Here is a 15065-nt window from a genome sequence, read left to right on the forward strand (position 1 = left end):
TTTTGAAGATTAGAATACAAAATCAGATTCAATTTGATGATCAAGTGGAAGTGATGGACCAATATTACGAAGGGGAATGGAAGGAAAGAGGCGGCTATCACTATCTGCTTTACGTTAACGAAGAAGGCGAAAAAGTCGCTTTGAAATTTCATGATCAAGAATTGACCATGACGCGCTTTTCAACGCCAAAATCCATCATGAAATTTATAGCTTCAGAGAAAGGTCATGCGCTCATTCCAACTCCCCTAGGCATGCAGCAGTTTGTGATTGATACTCAGGAATATAGATTGGAGCAAAATAGGCTTGGTTTGTCCTATCAGTTGTTAACGGCAGACGGAAGTCAACAGTTTGCGACCTATCGATTAGAAGTGACATGGGAAGACTAGTTTATCAGTAGTTTTTCTTGATTTTTTTACGAGTTGTGGTATAATGAAACCACTCAAGGGAGTAGCTGGCGGTTAACCGCGATAGTGTCGTCATTACGAATTATTTCCGGCACTATATTAAACAGCGAGACTTTTTTTTTAAAAAAACAGGTCTCTTTTTTTGTAAAAAGAGGCCAAAAAGGAGGAGACTGTTTTGTCAAAAGAACAAAATAAAGACTTGTTTTACACACAGACCTCAGAAGAAGTCCTAAAGAACTTGGACTCATCCGTTGAAGGTTTGTCAACTGCCCAGGCTCAAGAACGCTTAGTGACTTATGGTCGCAATGAGTTGGAAGAGGGCGAAAAACGGAGCCTACTAGCTAAATTCCTTGATCAATTTAAGGATTTGATGATTATCATCTTGCTTGCGGCAGCGGCACTTTCTGTGATTACAGAAGGAATGGACGGTCTAACGGATGCCATTATCATCTTGGCCGTTGTTGTCTTGAATGCTGCCTTTGGGGTTTACCAAGAAGGGCAAGCAGAAGCAGCCATTGAAGCTCTGAAAAATATGTCTAGCCCGATGGCCCGTGTTCGTCGTGATGGTCATGTGATTGAGATTGACTCAAAAGAATTGGTACCTGGAGATATCGTCTTGCTTGAAGCGGGAGATGTCGTGCCTGCAGATATGCGTTTGTTTGAAGCAGCTTCTCTTAAAATAGAAGAAGCAGCACTTACAGGGGAGTCTGTCCCAGTTGAAAAAGATGTGACAGGACTTGTTGAAGCAGATGCTGGTATCGGGGATCGTGTTAACATGGGTTACCAAAACTCAAACGTAACTTACGGTCGTGGTATTGGTGTTGTGACTAACACTGGTATGTATACAGAAGTTGGTAAGATTGCAGATATGTTGGCTAATGCCGACGAGACAGAGACACCATTGAAGCAAAGCCTGGAACAATTATCTAAGGCCTTGACTTACTTAATCATTGTGATTGCAGTGATTACCTTCTTGGTTGGAGTCTTTGTTCGTGGTGAACATCCATTAGAAGGCTTGATGGTGGCGGTTGCCCTTGCAGTAGCGGCTATTCCAGAAGGGCTTCCTGCCATTGTAACTATCGTTCTATCTTTGGGAACTACAACCCTTGCAAAACGTAATTCGATTGTCCGCAAATTGCCAGCGGTTGAAACTCTTGGTTCAACAGAAATCATCGCATCTGATAAAACAGGTACCTTGACTATGAACCAAATGACGGTTGAAAAAGTTTATACCAATGGTCAATTGCAAAGTTCGGCAGCTGAAATTGCTGCTAACAATAATACCCTCCGTATCATGAACTTTGCCAATGATACCAAGGTGGATCCATCTGGCAAATTGATCGGTGACCCTACTGAAACTGCTCTTGTACAGTTTGGTTTGGACCACAACTTTGATGTTCGTGAAGTCTTGAAGGATGAGCCACGTGTTGCTGAATTACCATTTGACTCAGACCGTAAGCTTATGTCGACTATCCATAAGGAAGCTGATGGTTCATACTTTATCGCTGTCAAGGGTGCGCCTGACCAATTGCTCAAGCGTGTGACACGTATTGAAGTAAATGGGGAAGTTCGCCCTATCACAGAAGAAGACAAGAAAGCTATCCTTGCAATCAACAAAGACTTGGCCAAACAAGCCCTTCGTGTCTTGATGATGGCTTATAAGACAAGCAAGGAAATCCCAACCTTGGAATCTGAAATTGTTGAGTCTGACCTCATCTTCTCTGGTTTGGTCGGCATGATTGACCCTGAGCGTCCAGAAGCTGCCGAAGCTGTACGTGTCGCTAAGGAAGCAGGTATCCGCCCAATCATGATCACAGGTGACCACCAAGATACAGCGGAAGCCATTGCCAAACGTCTTGGAATCATCGATCCAAATGATACAGAAGACCACGTCTTTACAGGAGCTGAGTTGAATGAACTCTCTGATGAAGAATTCCAAAAGGTCTTCAAGCAATACTCTGTTTACGCTCGTGTATCACCTGAGCACAAGGTTCGTATCGTGAAAGCATGGCAAAAAGAAGGTAAGGTTGTTGCTATGACAGGTGACGGGGTTAACGATGCGCCTTCACTTAAGACAGCTGACATCGGTATCGGTATGGGGATTACAGGTACAGAAGTTTCTAAGGGAGCTTCTGATATGGTCCTTGCTGATGATAACTTTGCAACCATTATCGTAGCGGTAGAAGAAGGACGTAAGGTCTTCTCCAATATCCAAAAATCTATCCAATACCTCTTGTCTGCCAATATGGCTGAAGTCTTCACCATCTTCTTTGCAACCCTCTTTGGTTGGGATGTGTTGCAACCAGTACATCTTCTCTGGATCAACTTGATAACCGACACGCTTCCAGCCATCGCTCTTGGTGTGGAACCAGCTGAGCCAGGTGTCATGACCCACAAACCTCGTGGCCGCAAATCTAATTTCTTTGACGGTGGGGTTTTCGGCGCTATCCTCTATCAAGGGATCTTCCAAACTATCTTGGTACTTGGTGTTTACGGTTGGGCTTTGATTTTTCCTGAACACTCTACCCGAGCAGAAATCCATGCAGATGCTTTGACCATGGCCTTTGCGACTCTTGGATTGATCCAATTACTCCATGCCTTTAACGTCAAGTCTGTTTACCAATCTATCTTTAAAGTGGGACTCTTCAAGAACAAGACCTTTAACTGGTCCATCCCAGTTGCCTTTATTCTCTTAATGGCGACGATTATGGTACCTGGATTCAATAAACTCTTCCACGTGTCTCATTTGAGCTTGACGCAATGGTTAGTTGTTGCTGTAGGTGCCCTTATGATTGTTGTTTTGGTTGAGATTGTCAAAGCCGTTCAACGTGCACTTGGTAAGGATAAAAACGCCATTTAAACGCGTATCAAAAGTCATCTTCGGATGGCTTTTTTGTGTGCAGAGATGTCTGGGCATATTTCTTGAGGCAAGACTGGATTTTTGATAAACTAGACAACAGTTTGAAGAAAGGAAACTTATATTATGAAAAAGTTTTTTGCTGAAGTAATCGGCACATATATGCTTGTCTTTATCGGGACTGGCGCAGTTGTTTTTGGAAATGGGACAGAAGGTCTTGGGCATTTAGGAATTGCCTTGGCATTTGGTTTGTCCATTGTTGCAGCTGCATACTCTATTGGGACTGTTTCTGGTGCTCACTTGAATCCTGCTGTTTCGATTGCTATGTTTGTCAACAAACGCTTGTCATCTAAAGACTTAGTCAACTACATTGTAGCGCAAGTAGTAGGAGCTTTCCTTGCGACTGCTTCTGTCTTCTTCCTTTTGTCTAATTCAGGGATGTCAACAGCTAGTCTTGGTGAAAATGCCTTGGCTAAAGGAGTAACTCCATTTGGCGGTTTCTTGTTTGAAGTGATTGCATCCTTTATCTTTATCTTGGTCATCATGACAGTGACATCAGCTTCTAAAGGAAACGGGAAGATTGCTGGTCTTGTCATCGGTTTGAGCTTGACCTTGATCATTCTTGTAGGTTTGAACATTACAGGTCTTTCTGTAAACCCAGCTCGTAGCTTGGCTCCTGCACTCTTTGTAGGTGGTGCAGCCCTCCAACAAATTTGGATCTTTATCCTTGCTCCAATCGTTGGTGGTGTCTTGGCAGCGCTTGTTGCAAAGAATCTCCTTGAAACTGAAGCTTAAGCTATTTTAACGAAAAAAAGATTTCGATTCCCTGTGGGGTCGAAATCTTTTTCTTTTTAGCAGTCAAGGATGGTTAAAGCCTGACGAAATTCGCTTGCTAACTGCTGTCTTTTGTATTGATGAAATTCAGGTAAGTCTTTCACAGCGTTGTAGCGTTTATGAAGACGATACATGTGAGGGATCTTGTACTGTGGATAGGCCTTGAAAAAGTCTTCTGTCAGTTGCCATTCTCGAATATAGCCAAGAGGCCGCATGTGATAATGGACGTTATCGATGGCTCTGGAAGGATGGCGATGATGCAAGTGTCCGAAGACGACATCAGCTACCTCGTGCTTTACAAAGAGATCGTGAAAAGCTTGACTACCTAAGAAGGCGTTGAATTTCTGAAAGTAGGGGTGACTAACGAGGAAGTCCTTGTGGGGGACAAAGTGAAGAGCGACGATGATTCTACCATCTAAAGAAGCGAGGACCTGATCCAATCGGAAGAGATCTTCTTGCGTGATGGTTGGATCATCTAAAGGACGTTCCAATCTTCGATCAAACCAGAAAGTATTCTTGGTACGCAGGTGGGCTTCCTTGCTCTTTTCAGGAACAAAGCTATAATCGTACCATCCAGCAAGAGATACTAAATGGCTGTCTCCAAAGGTCTGGACCTGAAAATCATACTGCTTGATTTCTTCTTCTGAAAGAGATAGCATATCGTGATTGCCCAGGTTAAAGGAGACAGGAAGCTGTCTTTGGAGGTCCTGAATGAAGGGAAGGCTTATCTGTTTAAAGTCATTAGAGATGTCTCCAGCTAGATGAAGATGATCAATCTGTTCTTCTTGTAGGACCTGCAGGAGTTGCATGCGTTCGGCCTCGCCAAACTGATTGGAATCCAGGTGCAGGTCACTCATAAAACCAATACGTGTCATATCACTAGTGTATCATAAGTTGATGAGAAAGAGAAAGGTAACCAACATGTAACAAATCTAACAATTATGTAACAAGGGAGGTGACAACGACCTGGTTTTATGCGATTTTTGTAGGGTAAACTATTCTTACTATCTCTTACTATGTGCAAATGACGGGGTTTGTGGTATAATAGACTGATACTTAGAAAGAGGTACTTATGGATATTTCAGAAATCCGTCAGAAAATTGACGCGAATCGTGAAAAATTAGCTTCTTTCAGGGGGTCTCTTTGACTTAGAGGGTCTGGAAGAAGAAATTGCCATTTTGGAAAACAAAATGACAGAACCTGATTTTTGGGATGATAATATTGCGGCGCAAAAGACATCCCAGGAATTAAATGAGTTGAAACAAACCTATGAGAATTTCCATCAAATGACAGACTTGTTTGATGAATCCGAAATCCTTCTTGAGTTTCTCTCAGAAGATGAATCCGTTCACGAAGAGCTAGAAGAGAAGTTGACAGAGTTGGATAAGATGATGACCAGTTATGAGATGACGCTTCTCTTATCAGAACCCTATGATAATAATAATGCAATCTTGGAAATCCATCCGGGATCTGGTGGTACTGAGGCTCAGGACTGGGGAGATATGCTTCTTCGGATGTATACCCGCTTCGGAAATGCTCATGGCTTCAAGGTGGAAGTCTTGGACTATCAGGCAGGAGACGAGGCTGGGATTAAATCTGTTACCTTGTCTTTTGAAGGACCGCATGCCTATGGCTTGTTGAAATCTGAAATGGGCGTTCACCGTTTGGTACGGATCTCGCCATTCGACTCAGCTAAACGTCGCCATACATCCTTCACATCAGTTGAAGTCATGCCAGAATTGGATGATACCATTGAAGTGGAAGTCCGAGATGATGATATCAAGATGGATACCTTCCGTTCGGGTGGAGCTGGTGGACAAAATGTCAACAAGGTTTCTACAGGTGTTCGTTTGACTCACATCCCAACAGGGATTGTAGTTGCTTCGACGGTTGACCGGACTCAGTACGGAAACCGTGACCGTGCAATGAAAATGTTGCAGGCGAAACTTTATCAATTGGAGCAAGAAAAGAAGGCAGCTGAAGTAGATTCCTTAAAAGGTGATAAAAAAGAAATCACCTGGGGAAGTCAGATTCGCTCCTACGTCTTTACACCATATACCATGGTGAAGGATCACCGTACAAGCTATGAAGTAGCCCAAGTTGATAAAGTAATGGACGGAGATATTGATGGCTTTATTGATGCCTATTTAAAATGGCGTCTCAATTAAAGTCCTCCTTCTATATAAAATGTGGAAAGGAATTTTCAATACATGTCAATGATTGAAATGAAAGATGTTGTCAAAAAGTATGACAACGGAACGACAGCTCTTCGAGGAGTGACCGTTCATATTGAACCAGGAGAATTTGCCTATATTGTAGGACCTTCTGGTGCAGGTAAATCAACCTTTATTCGCTTGCTTTACCGTGAGGTGAAGCATGATAAAGGTAGCTTGAAAGTTGCTGGTTTTGATTTAGATAAAATCAAAAAACGCGATATTCCGATGTTGCGTCGGAACGTTGGGGTAGTCTTCCAAGACTACAAATTGCTTCCTAAAAAGACCGTTTATGAAAATATTGCCTACGCAATGGAAGTAATCGGAGAGCGTCGTCGCAACATTAAAAAACGCGTTATGGAAGTTTTAGACCTTGTTGGTTTAAAACACAAGGTTCGTTCCTTCCCAAATGAGCTTTCAGGTGGTGAGCAACAACGGATCGCTATCGCGCGTGCCATCGTCAACAATCCTAAAGTATTGATTGCGGACGAACCAACAGGGAACTTGGACCCAGATAACTCTTGGGAAATTATGAACCTCTTAGAGCGAATTAATTTGCAAGGTACCACTGTTTTGATGGCGACTCATAATAGCCAAATTGTAAATACACTTCGTCACCGTGTTATCGCCATTGAAAATGGCCGTGTTGTACGGGATGAAGCGGAAGGAGAGTACGGATACGATGATTAGAAGATTTTTCCGCCATCTCATTGAATCATTTAAAAGTTTAAAACGGAATGGCTGGATGACCATTGCTGCGGTTAGTTCGGTGATGATTACACTTGGACTTGTAGCGATTTTTGCCTCAGTTATTGCGAATACGATCAAGCTATCAGATGATATTCAAAATAGTGTACGGATTGTTGTCTATATGCGTAAGGATATCCAAGATCAAAGCCAGCAGATCGAAAAAGAAGGCCAGATGGTTGATAATGAGGACTACAAAAAAGTCTACAATGCGTTGACAGCCATGAAGAATGTTGATAAAGTTGAGTTCTCCAGCAAGGAAGAACAATATGAAAACTTGATCAAGACTGCCGGTAACAACTGGAAAATTTTTGACGGAGATGCCAATCCACTCTATGACGCCTATTTTGTAGAGACAACGGCTCCTAAGTATGTGAAAGAAGTCTCTAAAGCCGCTAAGAAAATCGAAGGGGTATCTGAAGTAAAAGACGGGGGAGTTGATACTCAACGTCTCTTTGCTCTAGGGAACTTCATCCGTATTTGGGGCTTGATTGGTGCCGCTTTACTAATCTTTATCGCAGTCTTCTTGATTTCTAATACGATTCGGATTACCATTATTTCACGAAGTCGAGAAATCAAGATTATGCGTCTGGTAGGGGCTAAAAGTGGCTATATTCGTGCGCCATTCCTTCTGGAAGGTGCCTGGATTGGCTTGATTGGTGCAATTCCACCAGCTCTCTTGCTTTATTATGTCTATAATATTGTCTACAAGTCCATGTACAATACCCTACAAGATCAGAAATTGTTCTTATATAGTCCAAACCTTCTTGTTCCGATTATGGTCGGAGGACTGTTTGGTCTCGGTATTTTAATTGGAGCACTTGGCTCATCTATTTCAATGAGACGTTTCTTGAAGATTTAAGATTATACAAAAAAGGAAGTTCAAAAGAACTTCCTTTTTTAATGCAAATAAACTGTTATTTTAAATAAATTAGCTAGATGATTTTCAAAAAACAACTTATAATATTTTAGTCAATTAAGAAGATTAAAAACTTTCCGCTGTGAGAAAAGTGACTGTAAAAATTCGATTTCAGGCACTCGGGAGTTTTGAAACCTTAGGTTCAAAACTAAGTTATGGAACTTCGGAGAAGTTCGCTAACGTCCGTGCTCACCTAAGGAAAGTTTTTTAGAGGACTTTATTTTTAAATTGAAAGGAAGTTCTTTTGAACTTCCTTTTTTATCGATTTCGAAAGAAGGGATTAAACATTTTTTCATGACCGATAGTGGTATCATTCCCATGTCCTGGGTATACTGCATAAGAGGATGGAAGAGTGAGCAATTGTGTCTCAATACTTTCAAGGAGTTGGGGACCGCTTCCTGTTGGCAAATCGGTCCGTCCAATGGTTTCTCGGAAAAGAGCATCTCCTGTCAAGACAAGGTGGTCATCAGGAAAGACCAAGGAGACCCCTCCGATGGAATGTCCTGGTGTGTGAAGAACATAAAAATGGAAGTTCTTCAAATGATAATCTGTTCGGTATTCAAAATGCTCTTCGGCTGGCTGGCAGACCACATCCGTTAAATCAGAATGGCGGTCTAAACCAGAAAGATTGTCCACAGGACTTTGAAGCCAGGCTGCTTCATGAGCATCTACATAAACAGGTGGATGGCCATAAGTTTCCCGCACCTTCTCTAAACTCATGATATGGTCGTAGTGGGTATGGGTGAGGAGAATAGCAGCAATTGGTTTTGCGAGTTGATCGATGCGGCTGCGAATTTGTTCCCAAGCACTCCCAGGATCAACGACCAGAAGATAGTCCTCGTTTTCAAGCAAGTAGGTGTTTTCATAAGCGATGGGATTGACAATGCGGTGGATTTTCATAAGAGCTCCTTTCTCTATTAGTCTATCAAAAATATTGTAAAATAGCTGACTAAAACGCCTCTAGAAACCGAAGAATCGTCGCTTGGCTGGATTTGGTCCTTTCAATGTCATAAAATACCAAGCAAAGCGAGTCGGAAAATGATATAATTTTAAGTGCTATGACGACGAATGTTAAAAGAAAATATGCTGTCGTGGACCTAGAAGCGACCAGTGCAAGCAGCAATGCAAAAATTATTCAAATCGGGATTGTCATCATTCAAGATGGGCAGATTGTAGAGACCTATGAGACTGATGTCAATCCGCATGAGGAACTAGACGAACATATTCGTCAACTGACTGGGATTACCAATCAGCAACTCAGGAAGGCCCCTGACTTTTCACAGGTGGCCAGACAAGTATACGAACTGATTGAAGATGCTGTCTTTGTGGCTCATAATGTCAAATTTGATGCCAATCTCTTGGCAGAATCATTGTTTTGGGAAGGCTTTGAGCTCATAACCCCCCGGATCGATACGGTTGAATTGGCCCAAGTCTTTTTCCCAACATTAGAAAGATACAATTTAAGTAGCCTGTGTGAAGAATTGGCGATTCCTCTAGACCATGCTCACTCAGCTATTTCTGATGCGCAAGCAACCGCCCAGCTATTTCTTAAGCTTCGTGAAACGATTGCTTCCTTACCAAGGGAATTGGTGGAAACCTTGCTATCATTTTCTGATAATCTGATTTACGAGTCGAGACTCTTGATAGAGGATGCATTCGAGGATGCGGGAGCTTTTCATAAAGAGGACTTGACATCTCACCATGGGATTTTTCTTCGTAAGCCTCTGATCAAAAGAGATGCCAAGAATTTTTCTGATCAGTTTGATATTAATATCCAGTTAATGGGCATGGAACCCCGTCCCTTGCAACAAGAGTTTGCCCAGTCAATTGAAGAAAGTCTTCAGTCTTCAAGAGAAGTAGCAACCTTTATCGAGGGACCTACTGGGATTGGAAAAACCTATGGCTACCTCCTTCCCTTACTAGCGCATACAAAGGACCAGATTGTTGTCAGTGTTCCAACCAAGGTCTTACAAGACCAAATCATGCAACAGGAAGCTAAGATGATTGAGGACGTTTTTCAGACTTCTTTTCATAGCCTAAAGAGTCCTCAAAATTATCTAAAACTGGATGAGTTCTTTCGAATCTTGCATGAACCAGAGGAAAATCGCCTCTGGAATCGGTTCAAAATGCAATTGCTAGTCTGGCTGACCCAAACAAGGACGGGTGATCTAAACGAAGTGGGACAGCTCCATCGTTACGGGAATTTTGTTCAACGAATCCGTCATGACGGAAAGCTATCAAAAAAATCTTTATTTTACACAGAAGATTTTTGGCATCTCGGTCAAGAAAAAGCCAAAATGAGTCGGGTCTTGCTCACCAATCATGCCTATTTATTGACTCGATTAGAAGATGATCCTTCTCTAGTAGAAAATCGGACTCTAGTGGTGGATGAAGCACAAAAACTTTATTTTTCATTGGAGCAGTTTTCAAGGGCTTCCTTATCATTATCAGATTTCATGCTAGATCTGCAACGGGAGATAGAAATAGAAAAATCCTTGCTGAAACGACGGATCCTTGAGAGTCTCCAATTTGAATTGAATGCTCTACTCAAACATCTTGAATCGGGTAGCAGAAAGGTCGAACTAACACCGGAACAGGTGAAAAAAATTCGCCAGGATTTATCTGAACTAGATAGTCCAGTCTTGGCTGCATTAAAAACGGTCTTTGATCCTCGTTTTCAAATTTTTTGGATTGATCGTACACAAGAGAATCAGCATCCGATAATTCGCTTGCAGTCTGGAAGAGAGGGCTTGGTTTCCCTTCAAGACTTTATTCCAACAACTACCAGACTTCTCTTGGTCTCAGCTACCTTATCCATTAGTAAAAAGGTCAATCTAGCCTCGATTTTAGGAATTGAGAATTACCAATTCATTGGGAAAGAACTGTCCTATCATCAAGGGCAAACCATCTTCATCGATCGAGAATTTCCTGATTTGACCAATTTGACGCAAGAGGAATTAGCTAGCTCTTTAGCAAGTTATTTGGATGATCTAACAGCTACTGGCTTGCCTCTCTTTGCCTTGTTCACTTCCAAGGACTTGCTTTTAGCAACTTCTCAGCTGATGACAGTGGGGCATCTGGCTCAGTATAAGAATGGAGAAGCAGCAACTATTAAACGCCGATTTGATAGAGGGGAAGCTTCCGTCCTTTTAGGATCCGGTAGTTTTTGGGAAGGGGTCGATTTTGCCCAGCAAGCAAAAATCATTCAAGTCATTCCTCGCATTCCTTTTGATAATCCAAGTGATTTCTTTGTACAAAAGCTGCATGAAACCTTGCGCCTAGAAGGGAAAAATCCTTTCTATGATTATAGTTTGCCACTAGCTATCTTACGCTTGAAGCAGGCTCTTGGACGCTCGAGTCGTTCGAGCGAGCAAGAATCTCTGGTCATTTTATTAGATCAACGCTTATTAAATCGTCAATATGGTTCGCAGATTCAAGCTAGTTTAGAGAAAATAGCTCCTCTTGTCATTGCTAAGACAGGAGAAGTAAAAGAAGTTGTTGAACAATTTAGGAGTTAACATGAATCAAAAACCCAATGGAACTCAGTATGTTCCCGGTGTCTTGCTAGCCGCTCTCACAGCAGGACTATCTATGGTGTTAGGAAAAGCAGTACCTATCCTTGGCTCTAGTCTCTTTGCTATCCTATGTGGGATCCTCTTGAATGCTAGTCAACTCTTGCCTCAAAATAGCAGGCCGGGACTAGCCTATTCAGGGAAAAAACTCTTGCAATATTCCATTATCTTGATGGGCTTTACCATGTCCTTTCAAAAGGTGACCCAATTGGGCCTGTCTTCTTTGGTCATTAGTTTACCGACTATCAGTATTGCCTTTCTCTCTGCTTTTGCAATGGGCTACCTCTTAAAAGCTCCAAAGATCTTAACAGCCTTGGTTGGAATGGGGACAGCTATTTGTGGAGGTTCTGCAATCGCGGCAGCCTCTCCCGTTCTAGAAGCTGATGAAAATGACATCGCTCTGTCCATGTCGACAATCTTTTTCTTCAATATTCTAGCGGTTTTCCTCTTTCCTTTCTTTGGTCACCTCCTTGCTATGACGGATCGGCAATTTGGTTTTTGGGCAGGAACGGCCATTAATGATACCTCATCTGTTGTAGCGGCCGCATTTTCCTATAGTAAAGTAGCTGGTGAAGTGGCTACGGTTGTAAAGTTGACCCGAGCTCTGATGATTATTCCAATCTGTTTTGGGATGTTGGGACTAAAACTACTAGGACGGTCGAAACAGGATCGAGAAGGCAAGCAAGTGGCATTGAGTAAAATTGTTCCTTGGTTTATTTTTTACTTCCTTTTGGCTTCTTTAGTGACGTCCTTTGGCTGGTTTCCAAGTTCTTGGATTCCCTTCTGTAAATGGTTGTCACAATATTTGATGGCCATGGCCTTGGTTGGCATTGGAAGTCAAGTGTCTATTCAGGCCTTCCGTAAGCAGGGGGGTGCTCCTCTCCTCATCGGCCTTGTGGCCTGGCTAGCTGTATCCATTTCTAGTTTGCTACTTCAACACATTTTAGGAATCTAAATGAAAGGGAGATGAAATGAAGAGACGTCAGTCTTTCAAACTTAGAGGAGATTTCTCCTTGATCACCACTGTTTTGTTATTATTAGCATTTGGTGTGGTGGCAGTCTACATTGCAGTTTCGAATGATTATCCTGACTTGGTTTGGTCTATTTTAGGCCAACAGGTTGCCTGGATTGTTTTAGGATGTATGATTAGTTTTGTCGTTATGCTCTTTAATACAGAATTTTTATGGAAAGTAACGCCCTATTTGTATGTCTTTGGCTTGGTCTTAATGGTCTCGCCCCTTTATTTTTACAACCCAAACCTGGTTGCTTCGACCGGTTCTAAAAACTGGGTGGCCTACAAGGGGATCAGCCTTTTTCAGCCATCAGAGTTTATGAAAATTTCTTATATCTTGATGGTCTCTCGTGCGATTGTTCATTTTTTACGAAACAATAGGGAAGAAGATCGGACGCTAAAAAAAGACTTTTTTCTCATTCTCCAAATTGCTGCCTATACCATACCGGTCCTAGGGCTTCTAGCCTTTCAACATGATTTTGGAACCTCCTTGGTATTTATGGCTATCTTCTCTGGAGTAGTCCTTATTTCAGGGGTCTCTTGGAAAATCATTTTACCAGTCTTTTTGACCCTCGCAGGTGGAATTGCTCTCTTTTTGGCTGTCTTTCTATCCGACGGTGGGCGGGCCTTTCTCCATCAAACTCTGGGGATGCCCACCTATCAGATGAATCGCATTTTAGCCTGGTTGAATCCTTTTGATTATGCACAAACCATGACCTTCCAACAGGCTCAGGGACAGCTGGCCATTGCCAGCGGTGGTCTATTGGGGCAAGGTTTTAATGTATCTAATCTGTTAATCCCGGTCAGGGAGAGTGATATGATTTTTACTGTCATCGCGGAAGATTTTGGATTTGTAGGAGGACTGTGCCTCCTTCTCTTATACATGTTTCTAGTTTATAAGATGTTGCGCATTACCCTGAAATCCAATAATCAATTTTACACCTATATCTCAACTGGTTTCATCATGATGTTGGTCTTCCACATATTTGAGAATATTGGGGCTGTAACTGGGATCTTGCCTCTCACTGGAATTCCCTTGCCTTTTATCTCACAAGGAGGATCCGCTATTGTGAGTAACCTTATTGGGATTGGCTTATTGTTATCCATGAGCCATCAAAATAGAGTGAGTGAAGAACGGAAAAAAGAAAGTCGACTATTGAGACAGAAACAATTGAGTCGACTACACGAGAAAGGAATAATTTGATATGACAAAAGTAGCAGTGATGTTAGCAAATGGTTTCGAGGAAATCGAAGCCTTGACCGTTGTCGATGTCTTGCGAAGAGCAGCAATCGAGTGTTTGATGGTTGGATTTGATCCAGAAGTGACAGGTTCCCATGGGATCACAGTGAAGGTTGATGAGGTCTGGTCCGGTTCGTTGGATCATTTTGATGGCATTGTCCTTCCAGGAGGGATGCCGGGAGCAGTAAATCTACGCGACCATGAGGGCTTGATTCAGTCTTTAAAAGAAGCCCATGAACAAGGAAAAAGTCTAGCAGCTATTTGTGCAGCTCCGATTGTGTTGGATCGAGCTGGACTACTTGATGAAAAACGCTATACCTGCTATGATGGCTTCGAAAAAGAAATTGGAAGAGAGCATTATGTGAAGGAAGCAGTGGTTCAGGATGGTCACATCTTGACCAGTCGGGGTCCTGCGACAGCACTTGCTTTTTCCTATGCCCTGGTCAACCATTTTGGGGGAGATGCCACAGCATTGAGAGAAGGGATGCTCTATCAAGATGTTTTTGGAACATCGGCCCCTTAGTTGTTGAGAAGAAAAATGAAGGTAGGAAAATTCCTGTCTTCATTTTTTTATAGGCTAGTTTTGTCGAAATATAAATGCTTTTGAATGAAAGTAAAACAGGTGGGAGATGACTGTAAAAAAACCTTGAAAACATTGACTTTACAAGCAATTTTTTGAAAATTATGGTATAATTGTAGCTATGGATTATCATGATTTTATATGGGATCTTGGTGGGACTTTATTGGACAATTATGAGACCTCTACAAAAGCTTTTGTAGCGACCTTACAGTATTTCCAAAGGGAGGCTGATCATGATTCCGTTTATGCAGCTTTAAAGATTTCCACGGATTATGCTGTTCAGCAGTTTGCCTCAGACCTTCCAGACTTTTTGGGAGAGTATAAACAGCGAGAGAAAGAAGCTCTTGAAATCCCCTGCTTATTCGAGGGGACTGAGGAGTTATTGCATCGTCTGACAGCACTCGGAGCCCGTCATTTTTTGGTTTCTCACCGTGACCATCACGTAGAGACCATCCTAGAAAAAACAGGGATTCGTCATTACTTTACAGAAGTTGTGACAGCTGATGATGGTTTTCCACGTAAACCAGATCCTACGTCCATGTTGTATCTAAAAGACAAGTATGCGATTGAGTCTGGCTTGGTGATTGGAGATCGCCCGATCGATATCGAAGCTGGTCAGAGAGCTGGCATGGCGACCTATTTGTTTGACTCAATGGATCAATTAAGTGCCTATATTTTTAATTAGAA

13 protein-coding genes are annotated in these 15065 nt (G+C 42.2%); 11 read left to right on the plus strand and 2 right to left on the minus strand.

The window, feature by feature from the left end; all coding sequences use genetic code 11:
- Positions 1-2: 2 nt before the first annotated feature.
- From QM873_RS03900 to QM873_RS03910, 3 genes are all read left to right on the plus strand, one after another.
- The gene (locus QM873_RS03900; RefSeq protein WP_129821899.1) at positions 3-386 is read left to right on the plus strand and encodes a YwiB family protein; all 384 of its coding nucleotides are present in this window, start codon (positions 3-5) and stop codon (positions 384-386) included.
- A 193-nt stretch (positions 387-579) separates the two neighbouring features.
- Positions 580-3264, plus strand: a complete 2685-nt coding sequence (locus tag QM873_RS03905) for a cation-translocating P-type ATPase (RefSeq protein WP_414278845.1) — start codon at positions 580-582, stop codon at positions 3262-3264.
- A gap of 123 nt (positions 3265-3387) precedes the next feature.
- Positions 3388-4056, plus strand: coding sequence for an MIP/aquaporin family protein (locus tag QM873_RS03910; protein ID WP_129821901.1), 669 nt, complete (start codon positions 3388-3390; stop codon positions 4054-4056).
- A 56-nt stretch (positions 4057-4112) separates the two neighbouring features.
- On the opposite strand, the gene QM873_RS03915 is transcribed toward QM873_RS03910, so the two are convergent.
- Entirely contained in the window at positions 4113-4970 is an 858-nt protein-coding gene (locus QM873_RS03915) for a metallophosphoesterase (protein ID WP_129821902.1), read from the minus strand.
- A gap of 197 nt (positions 4971-5167) precedes the next feature.
- On the opposite strand from QM873_RS03915, the gene prfB reads away from it, so the two are divergent.
- The 3 genes from prfB to ftsX all read left to right on the plus strand — a co-directional run bounded on the left by prfB (position 5168) and on the right by ftsX (position 7917).
- Positions 5168-6263 (plus strand): peptide chain release factor 2 gene (prfB, locus tag QM873_RS03920; RefSeq protein WP_129821903.1). Its coding sequence is split into 2 segments (ribosomal slippage): positions 5168-5239 and positions 5241-6263, totalling 1095 coding nucleotides; the frame shifts between segments, so codons are not numbered across the junction.
- 42 nt (positions 6264-6305) lie between these two features.
- Complete coding sequence (gene ftsE, locus QM873_RS03925; protein ID WP_006595938.1) at positions 6306-6998, plus strand: cell division ATP-binding protein FtsE; 693 nt, start codon at positions 6306-6308, stop codon at positions 6996-6998.
- Positions 6991-7917: a permease-like cell division protein FtsX gene (gene ftsX / locus QM873_RS03930; protein WP_048714915.1), complete on the plus strand. Its 927-nt coding sequence runs from the start codon at positions 6991-6993 to the stop codon at positions 7915-7917. The genes ftsE and ftsX overlap by 8 nt, the downstream gene beginning before the upstream one ends.
- Before the next feature lie 315 nt (positions 7918-8232).
- On the opposite strand, the gene QM873_RS03935 is transcribed toward ftsX, so the two are convergent.
- Entirely contained in the window at positions 8233-8874 is a 642-nt protein-coding gene (locus tag QM873_RS03935; RefSeq protein WP_129821904.1) for an MBL fold metallo-hydrolase, read from the minus strand.
- Between the two features lie 158 nt (positions 8875-9032).
- On the opposite strand from QM873_RS03935, the gene QM873_RS03940 reads away from it, so the two are divergent.
- The 5 genes from QM873_RS03940 (at position 9033) to QM873_RS03960 (ending at position 15063) form a co-directional block, all read left to right on the plus strand.
- Positions 9033-11492: a bifunctional DnaQ family exonuclease/ATP-dependent helicase gene (locus QM873_RS03940; protein WP_195348346.1), complete on the plus strand. Its 2460-nt coding sequence runs from the start codon at positions 9033-9035 to the stop codon at positions 11490-11492.
- A 1-nt stretch (position 11493) separates the two neighbouring features.
- On the plus strand, positions 11494-12501 hold the full coding sequence (locus QM873_RS03945) for a YeiH family protein (RefSeq protein WP_195348345.1): 1008 nt from the start codon (positions 11494-11496) through the stop codon (positions 12499-12501).
- 16 nt (positions 12502-12517) lie between these two features.
- On the plus strand, positions 12518-13762 hold the full coding sequence (locus QM873_RS03950; protein WP_195348344.1) for an FtsW/RodA/SpoVE family cell cycle protein: 1245 nt from the start codon (positions 12518-12520) through the stop codon (positions 13760-13762).
- A gap of 1 nt (position 13763) precedes the next feature.
- Positions 13764-14321: a DJ-1 family glyoxalase III gene (locus QM873_RS03955; RefSeq protein WP_195348343.1), complete on the plus strand. Its 558-nt coding sequence runs from the start codon at positions 13764-13766 to the stop codon at positions 14319-14321.
- Positions 14322-14499: 178 nt separating this feature from the next.
- Positions 14500-15063, plus strand: a complete 564-nt coding sequence (locus QM873_RS03960; protein ID WP_229050204.1) for an HAD-IA family hydrolase — start codon at positions 14500-14502, stop codon at positions 15061-15063.
- Positions 15064-15065 lie beyond the last annotated feature (2 nt).

This window comes from Streptococcus australis, assembly GCF_047463015.1.
Lineage (GTDB): Bacteria > Bacillota > Bacilli > Lactobacillales > Streptococcaceae > Streptococcus > Streptococcus australis_F.